We start from the raw sequence: 19,017 nt of genomic DNA, 5'->3' as shown, positions 1-19,017 counted from the left end.
CATTTTTTCATACATTAAAGGAGGAACTTTATAATGGGTTTATTAGCAGCAGCAATCGCAATTGGTTTAGCAGCACTAGGTGCAGGTATTGGTAACGGTTTGATCGTATCACGTACAGTAGAAGGTATCGCTCGTCAGCCAGAAGCTCGCGGTATGCTTCAAACTACAATGTTCATCGGGGTTGCATTGGTTGAAGCGATTCCTATCATCGCTGTAGTTATCGCGTTCATGGTTATTGGTGCAGAATAATTAATTAAATTCAAATGGCGAAGATCATTCCGCGCGAACCTTCGCCATTCTATTATGTCGGCTTCCTTACGGAAAGGCTTGCCATTCCGGCGGGAGCAGACCTGAATTTGAATGTAAGCAATCGTTTGAGATAAAATCGGGCAAGCCCGGGAATTGGTGCGGGCAGCCCCTTAGCGTTGGCCACTAGCCGCAGGCTTCCGGCCAGATGACGCATGTTGGACCTTTTTAATCATGGTACAACTCTTGAAGGGAGTGAATCGAGGGTGTTAACAATGAATTTTGTATTGGGAGCGGCTTCCGGCCTTAACACTGGTGATATCTTGTTCCAGCTTGTTATGTTCCTTATTCTGTTAGCATTGCTTAAAAAGTTCGCTTGGGGTCCATTGATGGGCATCATGAAGGAACGTGAAGAGCATATTGCTGGCGAAATCGGAGCGGCTGAAAAGAGCCGTGCTGAAGCACAGAAACTTTTGGAAGAACAGCGTGACATGCTTAAGCAGGCACGCACAGAAGCACAGGGCCTAATTGAAAATGCAAAGAAACAGGGCGACCTTCAGCGTGATGAAATCATTGCACTGGCACGCACTGAATCTGACAGAATCAAAGAATCTGCGAAGCTTGAAATCGAGCAGCAGAAGGAGCAGGCTGTTGCGGCAATCCGCGAGCAAGTTGCTTCACTTTCTGTCTTGATTGCTTCAAAAGTAATCGAGAAGGAAATCTCTGCAGCTGACCAGGAAAAGCTCATCAATGAATACATTCAAGAGGCGGGTAATGCCCGATGAGCAACTCGACAGTAGCAAAGCGCTATGCCCTGGCACTTTTTCAACTCGCTTCTGAAAAGCAGGCTCTCCCACAGGTTGAGGAAGAGCTTCGCGCTGTAAAAGAAGTTGTTGTGAACAATCCGGAATTGACTGCGTTTTTAAAGTCTCCGAAACTTCCTAATGAGAAGAAGAAAGAAGTTTTAAAAACAGCATTCGGATCTGTAAGCACGTATGTCCTTAATACTCTGATGATTTTGGTTGACCGCCACCGCGAAGACCAGATCGCAGACGTTGCTGACCAGTTCATCGCCCTTGCAAATGATGCAAAAGGCGTGGCTGAAGCAAAAGTCTATAGTGTCCAGCCGCTTTCGGCTGAGCAGGCTGAAGCTCTTTCAGCTTCGTTCGCGCCGCAGGTTGGCAAACAGTCACTTCAAATTGAAAACATTGTAGATTCCAATTTGCTTGGAGGCGTAAAGCTTCGCATTGGAAACCGCATTTTTGACGGCAGCTTGCGCGGCAAGCTCGACCGCTTAGAACGTAAATTGCTAGGCTAAGATTCGTAGATAGGGGTGAAACTCATGAGCATCAAAGCTGAAGAAATCAGTGCGCTGATAAAATCGCAAATCGAAAATTATCAGTCGGAAATTCAAGTGAGTGATGTGGGTACAGTTATCAGTGTTGGTGACGGTATCGCCCGTGCTCATGGCCTCGACAATGTCATGGCTGGAGAACTTGTTGAATTTTCAAACGGCGTTATGGGTATGGCACAAAACCTGGAAGAAAATAACGTCGGTATCATCATCCTTGGACCTTTCACGGACATCCGTGAAGGCGACGAGGTACGCCGTACGGGCCGCATCATGGAGGTTCCTGTAGGGGAGCAGCTAATCGGCCGCGTCGTAAATCCTCTTGGACAGCCAGTAGATGGCATGGGTCCAATCAACACAACAAAAACTCGTCCAATCGAGTACGCTGCACCAGGCGTTATGGACCGTAAATCCGTTCATGAGCCACTGCAGACTGGTATCAAAGCGATCGACGCTCTTGTGCCAATCGGCCGCGGACAGCGTGAATTGATCATCGGTGACCGCCAGACTGGTAAAACATCTGTAGCGATCGATACAATCCTTAACCAAAAAGGCCAGGACATGATCTGTATCTACGTTGCAATCGGACAGAAGGAATCAACTGTACGTAACGCAGTTGAAACTCTCCGTAAGCACGGCGCGTTAGATTACTCTATCGTTGTTACAGCATCTGCATCTCAGCCAGCACCACTTTTATACCTAGCTCCTTACGCTGGTGTAACAATGGGTGAAGAATTCATGTACAATGGCAAGCACGTTCTTGTTGTATATGATGACCTTTCAAAACAAGCGGCAGCATACCGTGAACTTTCCTTGCTGCTTCGCCGTCCTCCAGGCCGTGAAGCTTACCCAGGGGATGTATTCTACTTGCACTCACGCTTACTAGAGCGTGCTGCTAAGTTGAGCGACGCTAAAGGCGCAGGCTCAATCACAGCACTTCCGTTCATTGAAACGCAGGCAGGCGACGTTTCTGCTTACATTCCAACGAACGTTATCTCGATCACAGACGGACAGATCTTCTTGCAGTCCGACCTATTCTTCTCTGGCGTACGTCCAGCGATCAACGCAGGTCTTTCTGTATCCCGTGTAGGTGGATCCGCTCAGATCAAAGCGATGAAGAAGGTATCTGGTACACTTCGTCTTGACCTTGCTTCATACCGTGAATTGGAAGCATTCGCACAGTTCGGTTCTGACCTTGACAAAGCAACTCAGGCAAAACTTAACCGCGGTGCCCGTACGGTAGAAGTACTTAAACAAGATCTTAACAAGCCGCTTTCAGTTGAAAAGCAAGTTGCGATCCTATATGCACTGACTCGCGGCTTCCTAGACGATATTCCATTGCAGGATATCCGCCGCTTCGAAGGTGAATACCTTTCATGGTTAGACCACAACCATACAGAAGTGTTAGACCATATCCGTTCTACGAAGGAACTTCCTTCTGATGACGATATGGCTGCTGCACTAAACGCTTTCAAAAAGACGTTCGCAGTATCTGAGTAATCGTGATTAAGTAGCAGCGCCAGCACTCCTTATTAAAAAAAGGACCTGGCTCCTGCTTCTACTTGGACTAACAATCTATGTAAAAGGGTGGTGAGAACCGAAATGGCATCTTTACGCGATATAAAAAACCGTATTACTTCGACTAAAAAGACGAGCCAGATCACCAAAGCAATGGAGATGGTATCCGCAGCTAAATGGAACCGTGGGGTCATGAACGCGAAAGCATTCGTTCCTTACATGGAAAAAATCCAGGAAGTGACTGCCTCAATCGCAATGGGCAGCAAGGATTCCAACCACCCAATGCTGAACAGCCGTCCAGTCAAGAAGACGGGATATCTAGTGATTACATCTGACCGCGGACTTGCAGGGGCCTACAACAGTAACGTCCTTCGCCAGCTGTACCAGACAATCCAGCAACGCCATAAATCAAATGACGAGTTTGCGATCATCGCGATCGGGCGTGTCGGCCGTGACTTTTTCCAGAGCCGTGGCATGAACGTTGTCCTTGACATCGTTGGCATCGCTGACCAGCCGTCCTTCTCTGAAATCCAGGATATCGCCAGCAGCACAGTTGGCATGTTCTCGGACGGAACATTTGATGAATTATATATTTACTACAGTCATTACGTCAGCGCGATCGCTCAAGAAGTAACCGATAAGAAGCTTCTTCCGCTTACGGATATAGCTGGAGCTTCAACAAAGCTTACTTCCTATGAATTTGAGCCGAACGCTGAGGAGATCCTGGAAGTTCTCTTGCCGCAATACGCAGAAAGCTTGATTTATGGAGCACTGCTTGACAGCAAAGCAAGTGAACACGCTGCTCGTATGACAGCCATGAGAAACGCGACGGACAACGCGAAAGAGCTGATCAATTCACTCAGCTTGAGCTACAACCGCGCACGTCAGGCTGCGATTACACAGGAAATCACCGAGATCGTCGGTGGAGCTGCAGCGCTCGAATAGTATTTCAATGACAATCGGGGATGTGGCGTGAAGCCGCATCCCATCATGATGTATATATTTCAACTAGTACGATAGGAGGGAACAAGATGAACAAAGGACGCGTTCTCCAGGTTATGGGTCCGGTTGTTGACGTTAAGTTTGAAAGCGGCAATCTTCCAGAGATCTATAACGCTTTGAAAATTGTTACCAGCGATGCGGATGTGAACATCGAACTAACTCTTGAAGTAGCCCTTCACTTAGGCGATGACACTGTTCGTACAATCGCGATGTCTTCCACAGACGGCCTTAAGCGTGGCGTGGAAGTATTAGATACAGGTGCTCCAATCTCCGTTCCGGTTGGGGACGTAACACTAGGACGTGTATTCAACGTATTGGGTGAGTCAATCGACCTTGACGCTCCACTGCCAGCTGAAGCACGCCGCGATTCAATCCACAGGGAAGCTCCAACATTCGAACAGCTTTCAACTGAGGTAGAAATCCTTGAGACAGGTATCAAGGTAGTTGACCTTCTTGCTCCATATATCAAGGGTGGTAAGATCGGATTGTTCGGTGGTGCCGGTGTAGGTAAAACCGTTCTTATCCAGGAATTGATCAACAACATCGCTCAAGAGCACAGCGGTATTTCCGTATTCGCAGGTGTTGGTGAGCGTACACGTGAAGGTAACGACCTTTACCATGAAATGACTGACTCTGGCGTTATCAAGCAAACTGCGATGGTATTCGGACAGATGAACGAGCCGCCAGGAGCACGTATGCGTGTTGCCCTGACTGGTTTGACAATGGCTGAATATTTCCGTGATGAGCAAGGCCAGGACGTTCTATTCTTCATGGATAACATCTTCCGTTTCACGCAAGCAGGTTCTGAGGTTTCTGCCCTACTTGGCCGTATGCCATCAGCGGTAGGTTACCAGCCGACTCTTGCAACTGAAATGGGTAAATTGCAGGAACGTATCACATCTACTAACGTAGGTTCTGTTACTTCCATCCAGGCGATCTATGTACCAGCCGATGACTACACTGACCCGGCTCCGGCTACAACTTTCGCTCACTTGGATGCAACAACGAACCTTGAGCGTAAGCTTTCTGAAATGGGTATCTACCCAGCGGTGGATCCGCTTGCTTCGACTTCACGTGCATTGACACCTGAAATCGTTGGCGAAGAGCACTATTCAATTGCTCGCCGCGTACAGCAGACATTGCAGCGTTACAGAGAACTTCAGGATATCATCGCGATCCTCGGTATGGATGAGCTTTCTGACGAAGATAAGCTTACTGTACACCGCGCTCGCCGCATCCAGTTCTACCTGTCACAAAACTTCCACGTAGCTGAGCAGTTTACTGGTCAGAAAGGTTCTTACGTGCCAGTTAAAGAAACAGTTAAAGGATTCGCAGAAATCCTTGACGGCAAATATGACCACCTTCCAGAAGATGCATTCCGCCTAGTCGGCCGAATCGAAGAAGTTATCGAGAATGCAAAACGTATGGGTGTAGAGGTCTAATAACGGACCAGGAGGGTAAAAAATGAAGACGATTAAAGTCAGTGTTGTTACTCCCGATGGGCCGGTGTATGAATCAGATGTTGAAATGGTAAGCACAAAAGCGAGCACAGGCGAGCTTGGAATCTTGCCAGGCCACATTCCAATGGTTGCACCGCTACAAATTGGCGCTGTCCGTTTGAAAAATGGCAGCAATTACGAGTTCATCGCAGTCAGCGGCGGCTTCCTTGAGGTCCGTCCAGAGCAGGTAACCATCCTTGCTCAATCTGCAGAACAATCAGCTGAAATCGATCTTGAACGTGCATTAAGAGCAAAAGAACGCGCAGAACAGCGCCTGCATGAAAGAAAGCAGGAACACGTTGACTTCAAGCGTGCAGAACTTGCCCTTCAGCGTGCAATCAACCGTATTTCAGTTGCTGAACGCAGAATATAAGATACGCTTAACACCCTCCGGTGATGCTGGAGGGTGTTTTTTATGTGGTGATTGAGATAGGAGATGTGGTGCACTGTAAAAAGTCGTATCTCGCTGAAATCAGCTGCCAGTTGATTAGCAAATATGGTAGTGAATTCCGTTTCGCTATAAAAACTCAAAACTCGCTATATAATCGAAAAAGTCGCTATAAAAACTCAAAAGTCGCTATAAAATCCGCAAACTCGCTATAAAAACTCAAAACTTGCTATATAAATAATATTTTCGCTGTAAAAACAATTTGATATCAACAATGGGCAGGCTTTAATCAAGAAACCAAGCTGAAAAATTCGTTTGCAAAGAGTAATACCGACTTTTTCTACCGAAAAAACAGACGTTTAATGCACAATTCATCATTCAATTTCTAGATAATCATCCTCAAAAACTCCAGCCATTCAAAAAATCCACAATTCTGCCATAAAATCAACGCTGTAACAGAACCCACAAATGTTGACAAACGTCACTGACAATCAGCCCTGGATTGTTTTAAATAGAAAATGTAACCGAATGTCTTGTTTTGAACAAGGTTCTGTGAGGCTGCACCCTCAAGTACGCGACAGGTCAAACACAAGACAGCCTTATAAAAACAATGAGAATAATTTGCCTTCCGGACAACTAAGTATGGAAGGGGACGACTCATTCCTGCTGTCCGAAATTGTTCAGAAAAAGATACTATTTTTCTATCAAAATGTGCTTGGAAGAAGGTTGCCAGATTGTTCAAAGCCTTGTCGACACACTATTGCAACAATGGTATAATTGTTATCGGTTACAAGTTTAAAAAGTATGAAAATTTTACAACATTGGAGGGATGGGCATGGAACAGTTGAATCTATATCAAAATAACTATTTGATAGTCTTTGTGTTCCTATGTCTCGGGGTATTGCTTCCAATCGTCGCCTTGTTTGCCGCTAAGCTTCTGCGGCCGAAATACAAAGACGACGAGCGGAAATATACCACCTACGAGAGCGGGATGGAACCGTTCAGCGATGCTCGGGTCCAGTTTAATGTCCGTTATTATGTGTTTGCCCTTATGTTCGTTATTTTTGATGTAGAAACAGCGTTTTTGTATCCATGGGCTGTCGCCTACGAGAAGCTGGGGATCTTTGCATTGATTGAAATGCTGATCTTCGTTGTCATGCTTCTGATCGGACTCATCTACGCATGGAAAAAGAAGGTGCTAAAATGGATTTAAAATTGGATGATTTCTCACCTGAAGAAGTGGCAGAACTCCAAAGGAATGTATTCGTGACAACTCTTGAGCAGGTTAAAGGATGGGCCCGAAGCAACTCGATGTGGCCTATGACATTCGGTCTTGCCTGCTGTGCGATCGAAATGATGGCATCAAGCTCGGCTCACTATGACCTGGACCGTTTCGGGACGTTTTACCGGAACTCGCCGCGTCAGTCTGATGTCATGATTGTCTCAGGTACCGTTACGAAGAAAATGGCTCCGACTGTCCGCAGGCTGTATGACCAGCTGGCAGAACCAAAGTGGGTAATCGCGATGGGTTCTTGCGCGACAGCAGGCGGTCCCTATGTAAAATCATACTCAGTTGTAAAAGGTGTCGATCAGATTGTGCCGGTCGATGTTTACATACCGGGGTGCCCGCCGAATCCAGCAGCATTGATTTACGGGATTAATAAATTGAAAGAGAAAATCCGTTATGAGGCGAAAACCGGGAAGAAGGTGATCTAACCGATGAGCGGGGAAAAGGATTTAGAGCAGATAAAAAGAGAAGCAGCCCAAAAGGCGAAGGAGCTTGCAAAGCAGCGTCAGGCTGCCAAACAAGCAGGGGAAGGAAATGACCCGAAAGAGGTTGCCGACAAAGTCGCGGAACCTGAAGTGAAGGAAACCGAAGCGAAAGCGGAAGCACCTGCTGGTGACGACGCCGAGCTAGCGAAAAAGAAGGCCGCAGCCGCAGCGAAAGCCAAGGCAGCTGCACTTGCGAAAATGAAAGCGAAAGAGCAGTCCGGGGAAGCTCCGGAGGCAAAAGAAGAAGAGGTTTCGGCACCGGCCGAAGGACAGGACGCTGATCTTGCCAAGAAGAAAGCTGCTGCAGCCGCAAAGGCAAAAGCAGCCGCTCTCGCAAAGATGAAAGCGACTGGCCAGACAGAAGAAAACGCCGAAGCACCAGCAGTATCTGAAACTCCAGCATCAGCGGACGCTCCAGCCGGAGACGATGATGACCTGGCGAAAAAGAAAGCTGCAGCCGTAGCGAAAGCCAAGGCAGCAGCGGCAGCAAAAAGGAAAGCACAGGAGGCAGCCGGAGAAGCAGATGCTCCAGCCGGAGATGACGATGACCTGGCGAAAAAGAAAGCCGCAGCTGTAGCGAAGGCTAAGGCAGCAGCGGCAGCAAAAAGGAAAGCACAGGAGGCAGCTGGAGGAGCAGACGCTTCAGCAGGTGACGATGACCTGGCGAAAAAGAAAGCCGCAGCTGTAGCGAAGGCCAAGGCGGCCGCAGCAGCAAAAGCAAAAGCAGCAGGCGGCGGAGGTTCCGCGGACGACGAGAAAGCGAAAGCGATTGCCGCAGCCAAAGCAAAAGCCGCAGCAGCAGCGAAGGCGAAGTCAGCAGCTGGCACGAAAGCCGGAGCAGATGAGCCTGTCGAAGAGAAGAAGCCATCTCCAAACCAGCCTTACCTTGATAAATATGTAAAAGCAATCACCGACAATCTTGGCGATGACATTTTGGAAGATTCGTATATTAACCCTCTTTCAAAGGATGTGCCAACGCTTGTCGCAAAGAAAGAATCCTATTATCGCCTGGCTGAATTCCTGAAGTACAATGAACTACTTGGATTCGATTATCTGTCAGAGTTGCACGGAACGGATTTCCAGACACATATGGAAGTGTATGTTCACTTGTACTCATACAAGAACAGACAGTCAGTTGCGCTGAAAGTAAAGCTTGACCGTGACCAGCCGGCCGTCGAGTCATTGGCGAACCTGTGGGCAGGAGCGAACTGGCCAGAGTGTGAAACTTACGACCTGCTTGGCATCAAATTTGAGGGCCATCCTGACCTCCATCGCATCATGCTTGGTGAAGACTGGGTCGGCCACCCATTAAGAAAAGACTATGAACCGTATGATGTGGAGGTGTAGCCCGTGATACGCACAGAAGAAATGCTCTTGAACGTGGGCCCGCAGCACCCTAGTACACACGGTGTATTTCGCCTCGTTCTTAAAATTGACGGGGAAATCATTGTAGAAGCGAAGCCTGTAATCGGCTACCTGCACCGCGGCACTGAAAAGCTTGCGGAAGATCTGCAATATACCCAGATCATCCCGTACACAGACCGGATGGACTATGTATCGGCGATGACGAATAACTATGTCATCGTCCATGCTGTCGAAACGATGATGGGCGTCCAGATCCCTGAACGCGCCGAATACTTAAGGATACTAGCAATGGAGTTGAACAGGGTTGCCAGCCACCTGCTTTGGTGGGGAACATTCATCCTCGACTTCGGTGCGACAAGCCCATTGCTTTACGCATTCCGTGACCGGGAGATGATCCTGAATCTGCTGAATGAACTGTCCGGTGCTCGTCTGACGTTCAACTACATGCGTGTAGGCGGTGTCAAATGGGATGCTCCGGAAGGCTGGATCGAAAAGGTAGCGGAATTCGTGCCATACCTGAGGGAACAGCTGAAGGGTTATCACCAGCTTGTATCAGGGAATGAAATCTTCCTGAACCGTACGAAAAATATCGGTACATATACAAAGGAAGATGCAATCAATTATTCATTGAGCGGCCCGAACCTGCGTTCAACCGGCGTCAAGTGGGATTTGCGCAAGGATGAGCCGTATTCAATCTATGACCGTTTCGATTTCGATATTGTCACTCGTGACGAAGGCGATGCGCTTGCCCGTTACTATGTAAGGATGGGCGAAATCGAAGAATCACTGAAAATCATTGAACAGGCTGTGGAGCAATTCCCGAAAGAGGGAGAAATCATGGCCAAGGTTCCAAAGATCATCAAGGCTCCAAAAGGGGAAGCGTTTGTCCGGATCGAAGGCTCCCGGGGCGAAATCGGCTGCTATATTTCCAGCGATGGCAAAAAAGAGCCGTACCGCCTCAAGTTCAGAAGGCCTAGTTTCTATAATCTGCAAATCCTCCCTAAACTGCTCGAAGGTGAAAGCATTTCAAATCTGATTGCAATTTTAGGAGCGGTTGATATCGTTCTTGGGGAGGTAGACGGATAATGGTTCAGGAGCTACTCGAATCCAGTGCTGGCCTTATGAATTTCAGCATCTTCTTCGTCCTGGCTGTCGTCCTTTTGTTCGTAATCCTTGGATTCGTAACAATGGCGATTCTGGCAGAGAGGAAAGTGCTCGGTTTCATGCAGGGCCGTTATGGTCCAGCCCATGTCGGCGGTAAGTGGGGGCTGCTGCAATCCGTAGCCGACGTCGTAAAGCTTCTTGTAAAAGAAGACTTAATTCCAAAAGCAGCGGATAAGCCGCTGTTCATCATCGCACCGGTCATCGCGTTCGCGCCGTCCTTCATGGTCATGGCGACGATCCCGCTGACAGATAAATTGCAATTTGCCGACCTGAATGTCGGATTCCTGTATTATATCGCGATTTCAGGCCTGACGATCGTCGGGATGCTGATGGCAGGCTGGGCATCCAACAATAAATACTCATTGCTAGGCGGTATGCGTGCCGCGGCCCAGATGATTTCCTACGAAATCCCGCTGGTCATGAGCGTCTTGGGGATTGTCCTGTTATCAGGAAGCCTTAACCTGAATGACATCGTCGAAACACAGCAGAACAATGGCTGGTTCATCCTATGGCAGCCGATCGCATTCATCGTGTTCTTCATCGCGGCTACAGCCGAACTGAACAGGGTGCCATTCGACCTTGCCGAAGCGGAGAACGAGCTTGTTGCCGGGTTCCACACAGAGTATTCCGGATTCCGCTGGGCGATGTTCATGCTCGCTGAATATGTGTATATGTTCGCAATGTCTGCTTTGATCACTGTATTATTCCTTGGAGGCTGGCTGCCATTGCCATTCCTTGGGTTCATCCCTGGAGCTGTATGGTTCGCGCTGAAGTTCAGCCTTGTGGTTTACATCCTCATCTGGTTCCGTGCTACGTTCCCGCGTATCCGCGCAGACCAATTGATGGAGTTCGCCTGGAAAGTGCTTTTGCCGGTTGCGCTGGCAAACATCTTCCTGTCGGCATTGATCAAAGAATTTTTCTCTAACTTTTTCTAAAATAGGAATGGAAGCAGCATCGCTTCCTGCATTAAAGGGGTGAATTACGTGCTAGGATGGACTAAAGGATTAGCTTATACCCTTAAACAATTGACTCGCGAAAAGGTGACTTACGATTATCCGAACGAACCGATTCCGCTTCCTGACAGGTTCCGCGGGATCCAGAAGTTTTATCCTGAAAAATGCATCGTCTGCAACCAGTGTGCCAATATTTGCCCGACCGATTGCATTAACTTGACTGGTAAAAAGCATCCTGATCCTACGAAAAAAGGCAAGATCATTGATACGTATGATATCAACTTCGAACTTTGCATCCTCTGTGACTTGTGCACAGAAGTGTGCCCGACTGAAGCGATCATCATGACGAATAACTTTGAACTTGCTGAATACAGCCGGGATGACTTATTCAAGAACCTGGAATGGCTTGACGAAAATGATGAGAATATACGGAAGGTGAATAAAGCATGACGTTATCAGGCGAATTCTTTGCGTTTATGTCACTTGCTTTAGTGGCGGTAATCGGCGGCGTGCTTTTATTGAACCTCACCAAGATCATCCACATGGTCGTAGCGCTCGTCTTTACATTCGTCAGTATTGCAGGTATTTATGTGCTCTTATCCGCTGAATTCCTGGCGGTCATCCAAGTCATGATCTATTCCGGCGCCATCACCATCATGATGCTGTTCGGAATCATGCTTACCCGCCACCATGGCGACGAAGAGGAGCCAAAGGGCGGAAGATTGCGCAAGCTTGTGCTGCTGCTAGGTGTTCTTGGCTTTGGCGCAGCAGTCTATTTCGGAATCTACGACTTGAATTTCGAAGCTTTGCCAAATACGCTGCATGAAAATAACACAGAACAAATCGGGATATCTCTTTTCTCGCATTACATCATCCCGTTTGAACTGACATCCGTGATCCTGCTGGCTGCGCTTGTCGGCGCAATCGTACTCGCGCGCAAGGATGACGAAAAGGAGGGTGATCAGGAATGAGTTCTGTTCCGGTTTCAGCCTATCTGGCACTTGCACTAATTCTTTTCTGCATCGGACTGTACGGTGCCCTGACAAAAAAGAACACAGTCATTGTTTTGATTTCAATTGAACTGATGCTGAATGCGGTCAATATCAATCTCGTAACCTTCAGTAAATACGGAGCGGTTCCGTCGATCACCGGTCAGGTATTCGCGCTGTTCTCCATCGCGGTGGCAGCTGCTGAAGTAGCGGTTGGACTGGCGATCCTGATTTCGCTTTACCGCAACCGCAGAAGTGTCAATATCGATGAAATGAATCAGTTGAAAAATTAATGGAACTTTTCATAAGCGGCAACGGCCGTGTTAATCAGAAGATTTTTAGTAGCTGGACTGCCCCGCATGATGCGGGCCTCAATCTGACGGGCGTACAAATGAAAGATCACGCGCGCGTTCAAAAAAGGGGATTGTGATATTAATGGAGAATGCTTGGCTCATTCCGCTGTTCCCGCTTGTATCCTTTCTATTCCTTCTGCTGTTCGGAAAAAAGCTTAAAGAAGCGAGCGCATTCGTCGGAATCCTTACGACGCTAGCCTCACTTGTCTACTCCATCCTCGTGCTCCTTGAGCGCCTGGAGAGCCCGACACATAAAGCTGAAGCCGTTTGGCTCACTATTGGGAATCTGGAACTTACTGCGGGTTTTGAAGTAAATCAATTAAACGCATTGATGCTGGTAATCGTATCTCTTGTCAGCTTCCTTGTACATACCTACTCAAAAGGATATATGCATGGTGATGAGCGATTCCCGGTTTTCTATGCTTATCTTGGACTCTTTACTTTTGCAATGCTTGGTCTCGTCATCTCGCCGAACCTTTTGCAGACTTATATTTTCTGGGAATTGGTCGGTGTCGGTTCATTCCTGTTGATCGGATTTTACTTTTATAAGGAAAGCGCCAAAGCGGCTGCGAAGAAAGCCTTCATCATGACCCGTATCGGGGATGTCGGACTCTTGATCGGAATGATTCTTTTATTCTGGCAAACTGGCAGCTTTGAATATGATGAAATTTTTGCAGCAGTAGAAGAAGGCGCAATTTCCGGAACGATGATCACCTTGACTGCAATCCTGATTTTCATCGGGGCAGTTGGTAAATCAGGTCAGTTCCCGCTGCACACATGGCTTCCTGACGCGATGGAAGGCCCGACGCCGGTTTCTGCGTTGATCCACGCAGCGACAATGGTTGCGGCTGGTGTGTACTTGGTCGCTTCACTGTTCCCGCTGTTCAACGCGAGTGAGACAGCGATGCTGACGGTAGCGATCATCGGAGCGTTCACGGCGATTTTTGCGGCAACGATCGGCCTTGTCCAGACTGACATCAAACGAGTGCTTGCGTTCTCGACTGTCAGCCAGCTTGGCTACATGATGCTCGCATTGGGATCTGCCGGCTATGTGGCTGGAGTATTCCACTTGATGACCCACGCTTTCTTTAAAGCGTTGTTATTCCTTGCAGCAGGCAGTGTCATCCATGCTGTACATACTCAGGATATTGAAAAAATGGGCGGGCTATGGAAGAAGCTTACGTTCACGGGACCTTTGTTCTTGGTCGGAACGCTGGCCATCAGCGGTGTCCCATTGTTTTCAGGCTTTTTCAGTAAAGATGAAATTTTGATCGCTGCATGGGAACATGGCAATTATGGCCTGTTCTGGCTTGCGGTGATTGCGGCATTTTTCACAGCATTCTACATGTTCCGCCTGTTCTTCATGGTCTTCTCAGGTGAAGCGCGCAGTGACATGAAGAATGTCCATGAATCGCCATCTGTCATGACGATGCCAATGGTTGTCCTTGGAGTACTGGCAGTCGTTGCCGGTTATGTGAACACACCCTGGTTCGGCACATTCCTTGGTGACTGGCTTGTCGAAGGCAACGAAGCACTTGGACATGGCCATATCGAAGGACCTGGCTGGATCATGATTGTCGCGACAGCGGTCTCCTTGCTCGGCATCCTGCTTGCATGGATGATGTACAGCAAGAAGTCGATTTCACGCGACTGGCTGTCCAGCAGGGCGCCAATTGCCTATGGCATTGTGAAAAATAAATACTATATCGATGAATTTTATAATCAAAGCATCGTGTTCGGCGCAAAGGCAGTCAGCTTGTTCCTGCGTTTCATCGAGCTCTTCCTTGTTGAGGGACTCGTGAAGCTGACAACAGCAGCTGTCCAGGGCCTTGGTAAAGCCGGTGCGAAAATCCAGAACGGCCAGGTACAGACTTACGGCACAATCGCCTTCGTCGGCCTTGCAGTCCTGATTGTCATCTATGCGTTAACAGGGGGGTATTTATAATGGATTTCAACTATTTTCTTACCTTGCTGGTATTCTCCCCTTTACTAGGAATCCTGCTTTTGGTGTTCATGCCGAAAGCGAACGAATCAGGCATTAAAATGCTTGGCGTATTGGCAACATTGCCATCCTTGATCCTGGCTTTGATCGCATACTTTTCATATCGCGGCGGCCATGACCTTGCCAACTTTTCGGAAAAATTCCGCTGGATTCAATTCGGCGGGCAGGGTGCCGAGCAGCAGGGTATGTTCGCGGTGAACTACGAACTTGGCATCGATGGATTCGGTTTGATCATGGTGGTACTGACAGCAGTGATCGCAACACTTGCGGCAATCGCATCCTTCCATATCAAAAAAGAGTGGAAAGGCTATTACATGCTGTTCCTGCTTCTCGAAATTGGGATGCTCGGAGTATTCACATCGCAAAACCTGATCCTGTTCTTCCTGTTCTTTGAAATCACCTTGATCCCGATGTTCTTCCTGATTGGGAAATGGGGCTATTACGAAAAAGAAAAGGCTGCCTACAGCTTCTTGATTTATAACGGTCTTGGCTCAGCGATCCTGCTGATTGTCATCATGGTGCTGTTCTCAAGAACGGGCACATCCAATATCGAAATGCTGAAAGTGATGATGAACACAGACAATGCGCCGCTTTTCGCGCCGGTGTCAGATTCACTGAAAATGGGATTATTGATTGCCTTGCTTGTTGCTTTCGGTGTCAAGCTGCCAATCTTCCCGCTGCACAGCTGGATGCTGCGCGTGCACGTTGAAGCACCGCCATCAATCGTCATGATTCACTCAGGGATCCTGCTGAAGATCGGGGCATTCGGTTTGATCCGCTTCGGGATGGGCATCTTCCCTGAACAATTCGCGGAACTAGCCGGGCTGCTTGCAGTACTGGGTGTCATTAACCTGCTTTACGGAGCATTCCTTGCTTTTATCCAGACAGATTTCAAAATGGTCCTTGCTTACTCTTCTATTTCCCATATGGGGATCGTTTTAATCGGACTTGGAGCATTAAATGAGGCGGGAATTCAAGGTGCTATTTTCCAGGTCGTCTCACATGGCCTGATTTCGGCACTATTGTTCTTCCTTGTTGGTGTCCTGTATGAACGCACGCATACGACAACCCTCGCCAATCTTGGCGGCATGGCAAAAGGAATGCCGCTTGCTGCAGGCTTCCTGCTTGCTGGCGCGATGGCTTCACTTGGACTGCCTGGCATGTCCGGATTCGTCAGTGAATTCATGGCATTCCTCGGTTTGTTTAAAGAGATGCCAGTTCTGGCGGCAGTCGGTACGCTCGGCATCATCATGACAGCTGTTTATCTGCTGCGTGCAGTGCTGGCCATCACATATGGCAAAGCAGAGCGTGAATTTGTCGGCATCACAGACATCCGTTCATTCGAATGGGCACCGGTGTTGGTACTTGTCGGCTTGATCGTCCTGGTCGGTGTATATCCGGCCGTTCTCAGTGAACCGCTTCAGGCAACTTTAGAGACTATCTTGATGGGAATAGGGGGGTGATGAAGGATGGATCTAGATACACTTCTATCATTTGATTGGGGGACGATGACTCCGGAATTCATCATCCTTGGAATCATAGCACTTTTATCAGTCGCTGATTTATTCATGCCAAAGCATGTCGACCGCAAAATCCTTGGATGGGTCGGGTTTGCCGGTGTGGTGCTTGCGCTGATTTCACTTGTAACCCTGTTGGGTACGCAAACAACATCGATTTTATACGATACTTTCAGGCTTGATTCATTCGCAATCGCCTTCAAGCTGATCCTCCTTCTGGGAGCGGCGCTTGTCATGCTGTTGGCGATTGATTTCAGGGCGAATGATGGACTTGAGGAATACAAAGGCGAGTTCTACTACCTTTTCCTCACTGCCTTGCTTGGAACTATGTTCATGGCATCAAGCGGCGACTTGATCACTTTATTCGTCGGCCTGGAATTGCTGTCCATTCCGTCCTACATCCTCGCAGGTATGCGCAAACGCAACCTGAAATCGAACGAATCAGCGATGAAATACGTCCTGAACGGCGGCATTTCATCTGCCATCACTTTGTTCGGTATGAGCTATGTGTTCGGAATTGCCGGAACGACTAACTTAAAAGGAATCGCTCAGACCTTCAGCGGCTTGAATGATCCTCAGCATATTTACATTCTTGGACTGGCATTCTTGATGATTTTCGTCGGCCTGTCCTTCAAGCTGGCAACTGCTCCATTCCATATGTGGGCACCTGATGTGTACGAAGGAGCACCGACTCCAGTGACGGCGTTCCTGAGCGTCGTCTCCAAGACTGCCGGCTTTGTCATCATCCTGCGCATCCTGCTATCCATCTTCGGATACGTCCCGGTTGCCCAGGAAGACGGCCAGCCAATCCCGCTGCTGTTCGCGATGCAGGACTACATTGCATTCCTGGCAGGAGCAACGATGATCATCGGTAACGTTATTGCCTTAAGGCAGCGCAACATCAAGCGCATGTTCGCGTACTCAAGCGTCGCGCATGCCGGTTACATCCTTGTCGCGCTGACAGCAATGTCATTCGTGACCTTCGATGCCATCTGGTTCTATCTGCTGGCATACGTGTTGATGAACCTTGGAGCGTTCGCCGTGATCCAGGTGATCACAGCTAAAACTGGTTCAGAAGATATCAGCCATTTTGCCGGACTTTACCGCCGCTCGCCATTACTAGCAGTCGGAATGGGAATCTTCATCCTGTCACTCGCAGGAATCCCTGGTACAGCAGGCTTCATCGGTAAGCTGAACATCTTCATGGGCGCGTTGATGGTCGACCAAGCACATTACGTGCTTGTCTCGATCATGATCGCAACAACCGTCATCTCGTATTTCTACTACTTCGGAGTCATGACACAAATATTCTTCCGTCCGGCAGCAAGCGATGAAAAAATCAAGCTGCCAGCAGGAACAACCGTCGTCATCCTGGTAGCAGTAATCGGAACGATCCTGTTTGGAGTCATGCCAAACCTGGCCATCGACTTCATGCACAATAATTTCAACCAGTTCGTTGATTTTATGAGATAATCAGTAAGTATGAATGGTTTTGGGGAAAATTCATTCATGGAAACAAAGGGGTAAATTATGCTGGCCTGCGAAATTTGCGGGCCGGTTTTTTTGTGCGGATTATCCGCGTCAGCCTAATGAAAAATATTTGTTAGAAACAATGAAACTTTCTTTAAAGTAAAACGTCTATAAATAAGGGTAACCATCCCCGTTTATGGTAAAATGGCAAGTGAAGGGAGGAGAGTATATGCTAACAGGTTTTGGCGGCTTTGCGCTGACCAGCATTCTGACACATCTGGTTTTCATCGCTCTTTCATGGTGGGCACTCCAGGCACTCCAGTTTGATAAACTGCTGAGGGCGAATCATGTACTTCAAGCCCGCGTTTTATATATCATGCTTTCCATCGCACTAGGGTCCATAGTCAGTAATTTCTTCCTTGATTACCTCCAATGGTCGCAGCAGCTTCCGATGATTTTTCAATAGCTGTTAAGTCATATCCAAATTGGTAAAAAATTAGGTCTTCATACATGTTTCCAAAACGAAGAAAATGAAGTATTATTCTCTTTGTGTTTGTTTTTTTGCGCAAGCATGTTTGTTTTTTCACAATCGATGAACACCCGGCCAAGTTGGTACATAGAATGTTGTCAAAAAGTGACGAGAATTCCCAAGTATGTGATTTGCTCTCCTGGTAAGAATGGTAATAAGGGGAGAGTGAAACATATGAAGAAGATTCCATTTATTTTATCAATTTTTGGCATTATTGGTTTTATTGTGTTCCAAGCTGGGAATAAGACGACTGTAGCTGACGCAGATCATGAAATAAAAACACTGGCCTCGGTTTTACAGAACGAAGATATTTTAATCACTGGTTGGTCTTTATATGCAAGGGAAACATTGGAACAGGAAAATGTCGAAGCATTGGTGAAGGATCTAAAGGTCCAGCTTCCGGAGTGGACATGGTCAGGACACGATGGAGAGATAACAGCTGTTATGAAGTCTTCCGATATACTGGAAAAAATTAAAATTGTTTCTACCGACACAAAGGGCCCTTTACATACGTACGTGATGTATGAGGTCAGAGGTCAGTACTGGAATAAAAATACAGAAACCTTTTTAAACAAAAATTTACCAGGCAGAATATTTGACATTTTTCGAGGAAACGCAACAACTTTCTCTTGTGTAAAAGGCGAAATCAATGATAAGATAAAATCGGCTTTACCTGTTTACAAAAGTAAATTGCTGAAGGCCTTTAACGCTCGTGAAGTTGAAGGGCTGGCAGAAGAATCATTCATTTCCTCTTCCGCCGTTTCGCCTTTGTTCGACAAGACACTGAGCAACGAACATGACATGAACATGCAGCTTGGATTACGGAAAACTGAACGAATGGGCGCTAAGACTACCGTGGTAGTTGGCACACCCATCATAACGATTGAATATTAATATA

The 19,017-nt window shown here is 47.7% G+C and carries 20 protein-coding genes; all 20 read left to right on the top strand.

What is annotated here, in order from left to right:
* The first annotated feature begins 33 nt into the window (after positions 1-33).
* The 20 genes from atpE to ACNAZ4_RS07630 all read left to right on the top strand — a co-directional run bounded on the left by atpE (position 34) and on the right by ACNAZ4_RS07630 (position 19,013).
* Entirely contained in the window at positions 34-249 is a 216-nt protein-coding gene (gene atpE / locus ACNAZ4_RS07725; protein ID WP_079506318.1) for a F0F1 ATP synthase subunit C, read from the top strand.
* A gap of 263 nt (positions 250-512) precedes the next feature.
* A complete protein-coding gene (locus ACNAZ4_RS07720; protein ID WP_415813651.1) occupies positions 513-1,031 on the top strand; it encodes a F0F1 ATP synthase subunit B in 519 nt (172 codons plus the stop codon).
* Entirely contained in the window at positions 1,028-1,564 is a 537-nt protein-coding gene (locus ACNAZ4_RS07715; RefSeq protein WP_415813650.1) for a F0F1 ATP synthase subunit delta, read from the top strand. Before ACNAZ4_RS07720 ends, ACNAZ4_RS07715 begins: the two co-directional genes overlap by 4 nt.
* 24 nt (positions 1,565-1,588) lie before the next feature.
* Positions 1,589-3,097 carry a F0F1 ATP synthase subunit alpha gene (gene atpA / locus ACNAZ4_RS07710; protein WP_415813649.1) on the top strand — a complete coding sequence of 503 codons (1,509 nt, stop codon included), beginning with the start codon at positions 1,589-1,591 and terminating at the stop codon, positions 3,095-3,097.
* A gap of 102 nt (positions 3,098-3,199) precedes the next feature.
* On the top strand, positions 3,200-4,060 hold the full coding sequence (locus ACNAZ4_RS07705) for a F0F1 ATP synthase subunit gamma (RefSeq protein WP_415813648.1): 861 nt from the start codon (positions 3,200-3,202) through the stop codon (positions 4,058-4,060).
* Between the two features lie 86 nt (positions 4,061-4,146).
* A complete protein-coding gene (atpD, locus tag ACNAZ4_RS07700; RefSeq protein WP_415813647.1) occupies positions 4,147-5,559 on the top strand; it encodes a F0F1 ATP synthase subunit beta in 1,413 nt (470 codons plus the stop codon).
* Positions 5,560-5,581: 22 nt separating this feature from the next.
* On the top strand, positions 5,582-5,989 hold the full coding sequence (locus ACNAZ4_RS07695) for a F0F1 ATP synthase subunit epsilon (protein ID WP_415813646.1): 408 nt from the start codon (positions 5,582-5,584) through the stop codon (positions 5,987-5,989).
* Positions 5,990-6,839: 850 nt separating this feature from the next.
* Positions 6,840-7,217: an NADH-quinone oxidoreductase subunit A gene (locus ACNAZ4_RS07690; protein WP_415813644.1), complete on the top strand. Its 378-nt coding sequence runs from the start codon at positions 6,840-6,842 to the stop codon at positions 7,215-7,217.
* Complete coding sequence (locus ACNAZ4_RS07685) at positions 7,208-7,720, top strand: NuoB/complex I 20 kDa subunit family protein (RefSeq protein ID WP_023613587.1); 513 nt, start codon at positions 7,208-7,210, stop codon at positions 7,718-7,720. Before ACNAZ4_RS07690 ends, ACNAZ4_RS07685 begins: the two co-directional genes overlap by 10 nt.
* A 3-nt stretch (positions 7,721-7,723) precedes the next feature.
* Complete coding sequence (locus ACNAZ4_RS07680; RefSeq protein WP_415813643.1) at positions 7,724-9,124, top strand: NADH-quinone oxidoreductase subunit C; 1,401 nt, start codon at positions 7,724-7,726, stop codon at positions 9,122-9,124.
* Positions 9,125-9,127: 3 nt separating this feature from the next.
* The gene (locus tag ACNAZ4_RS07675) at positions 9,128-10,228 is read left to right on the top strand and encodes an NADH-quinone oxidoreductase subunit D (protein ID WP_415813642.1); all 1,101 of its coding nucleotides are present in this window, start codon (positions 9,128-9,130) and stop codon (positions 10,226-10,228) included.
* Positions 10,228-11,241: an NADH-quinone oxidoreductase subunit NuoH gene (gene nuoH / locus ACNAZ4_RS07670; RefSeq protein WP_415813641.1), complete on the top strand. Its 1,014-nt coding sequence runs from the start codon at positions 10,228-10,230 to the stop codon at positions 11,239-11,241. The genes ACNAZ4_RS07675 and nuoH overlap by 1 nt, the downstream gene beginning before the upstream one ends.
* 48 nt (positions 11,242-11,289) lie before the next feature.
* A complete protein-coding gene (nuoI, locus tag ACNAZ4_RS07665) occupies positions 11,290-11,709 on the top strand; it encodes an NADH-quinone oxidoreductase subunit NuoI (protein WP_214705974.1) in 420 nt (139 codons plus the stop codon).
* Entirely contained in the window at positions 11,706-12,230 is a 525-nt protein-coding gene (locus tag ACNAZ4_RS07660) for an NADH-quinone oxidoreductase subunit J (protein ID WP_415813640.1), read from the top strand. Before nuoI ends, ACNAZ4_RS07660 begins: the two co-directional genes overlap by 4 nt.
* On the top strand, positions 12,227-12,541 hold the full coding sequence (nuoK, locus tag ACNAZ4_RS07655; RefSeq protein ID WP_415813639.1) for an NADH-quinone oxidoreductase subunit NuoK: 315 nt from the start codon (positions 12,227-12,229) through the stop codon (positions 12,539-12,541). The genes ACNAZ4_RS07660 and nuoK overlap by 4 nt, the downstream gene beginning before the upstream one ends.
* A 142-nt stretch (positions 12,542-12,683) precedes the next feature.
* On the top strand, positions 12,684-14,546 hold the full coding sequence (nuoL, locus tag ACNAZ4_RS07650) for an NADH-quinone oxidoreductase subunit L (protein ID WP_415813638.1): 1,863 nt from the start codon (positions 12,684-12,686) through the stop codon (positions 14,544-14,546).
* Positions 14,546-16,066: an NADH-quinone oxidoreductase subunit M gene (locus tag ACNAZ4_RS07645; RefSeq protein WP_415813637.1), complete on the top strand. Its 1,521-nt coding sequence runs from the start codon at positions 14,546-14,548 to the stop codon at positions 16,064-16,066. The genes nuoL and ACNAZ4_RS07645 overlap by 1 nt, the downstream gene beginning before the upstream one ends.
* Before the next feature lie 6 nt (positions 16,067-16,072).
* Positions 16,073-17,593, top strand: a complete 1,521-nt coding sequence (gene nuoN / locus ACNAZ4_RS07640) for an NADH-quinone oxidoreductase subunit NuoN (protein ID WP_415813635.1) — start codon at positions 16,073-16,075, stop codon at positions 17,591-17,593.
* A 226-nt stretch (positions 17,594-17,819) separates the two neighbouring features.
* Positions 17,820-18,056, top strand: coding sequence for a DUF1146 family protein (locus ACNAZ4_RS07635; protein WP_415813633.1), 237 nt, complete (start codon positions 17,820-17,822; stop codon positions 18,054-18,056).
* A 237-nt stretch (positions 18,057-18,293) separates the two neighbouring features.
* Complete coding sequence (locus tag ACNAZ4_RS07630; RefSeq protein ID WP_415813632.1) at positions 18,294-19,013, top strand: YwmB family TATA-box binding protein; 720 nt, start codon at positions 18,294-18,296, stop codon at positions 19,011-19,013.
* Positions 19,014-19,017 lie beyond the last annotated feature (4 nt).

The sequence above is a fragment of the Mesobacillus thioparans genome, assembly GCF_965138835.1.
GTDB lineage: Bacteria > Bacillota > Bacilli > Bacillales > Cytobacillaceae > Mesobacillus > Mesobacillus thioparans.
This window is presented reverse-complemented; position numbering and strand designations above follow the sequence as displayed.

Bases quoted from the DNA above. Each gene is read 5' to 3' on its own strand.
- atpE (WP_079506318.1), top strand. From the start codon at position 34: ATGGGTTTATTAGCAGCAGCAATCGCAATTGGTTTAGCAGCACTAGGT.
- ACNAZ4_RS07715 (WP_415813650.1), top strand. From the start codon at position 1,028: ATGAGCAACTCGACAGTAGCAAAGCGCTATGCCCTGGCACTTTTTCAA.
- atpA (WP_415813649.1), top strand. From the start codon at position 1,589: ATGAGCATCAAAGCTGAAGAAATCAGTGCGCTGATAAAATCGCAAATC.
- ACNAZ4_RS07705 (WP_415813648.1), top strand. From the start codon at position 3,200: ATGGCATCTTTACGCGATATAAAAAACCGTATTACTTCGACTAAAAAG.
- atpD (WP_415813647.1), top strand. From the start codon at position 4,147: ATGAACAAAGGACGCGTTCTCCAGGTTATGGGTCCGGTTGTTGACGTT.
- ACNAZ4_RS07695 (WP_415813646.1), top strand. From the start codon at position 5,582: ATGAAGACGATTAAAGTCAGTGTTGTTACTCCCGATGGGCCGGTGTAT.
- ACNAZ4_RS07690 (WP_415813644.1), top strand. From the start codon at position 6,840: ATGGAACAGTTGAATCTATATCAAAATAACTATTTGATAGTCTTTGTG.
- ACNAZ4_RS07685 (WP_023613587.1), top strand. From the start codon at position 7,208: ATGGATTTAAAATTGGATGATTTCTCACCTGAAGAAGTGGCAGAACTC.
- ACNAZ4_RS07680 (WP_415813643.1), top strand. From the start codon at position 7,724: ATGAGCGGGGAAAAGGATTTAGAGCAGATAAAAAGAGAAGCAGCCCAA.
- nuoH (WP_415813641.1), top strand. From the start codon at position 10,228: ATGGTTCAGGAGCTACTCGAATCCAGTGCTGGCCTTATGAATTTCAGC.
- ACNAZ4_RS07660 (WP_415813640.1), top strand. From the start codon at position 11,706: ATGACGTTATCAGGCGAATTCTTTGCGTTTATGTCACTTGCTTTAGTG.
- nuoK (WP_415813639.1), top strand. From the start codon at position 12,227: ATGAGTTCTGTTCCGGTTTCAGCCTATCTGGCACTTGCACTAATTCTT.
- nuoL (WP_415813638.1), top strand. From the start codon at position 12,684: ATGGAGAATGCTTGGCTCATTCCGCTGTTCCCGCTTGTATCCTTTCTA.
- ACNAZ4_RS07645 (WP_415813637.1), top strand. From the start codon at position 14,546: ATGGATTTCAACTATTTTCTTACCTTGCTGGTATTCTCCCCTTTACTA.
- nuoN (WP_415813635.1), top strand. From the start codon at position 16,073: ATGGATCTAGATACACTTCTATCATTTGATTGGGGGACGATGACTCCG.
- ACNAZ4_RS07635 (WP_415813633.1), top strand. From the start codon at position 17,820: ATGCTAACAGGTTTTGGCGGCTTTGCGCTGACCAGCATTCTGACACAT.
- ACNAZ4_RS07630 (WP_415813632.1), top strand. From the start codon at position 18,294: ATGAAGAAGATTCCATTTATTTTATCAATTTTTGGCATTATTGGTTTT.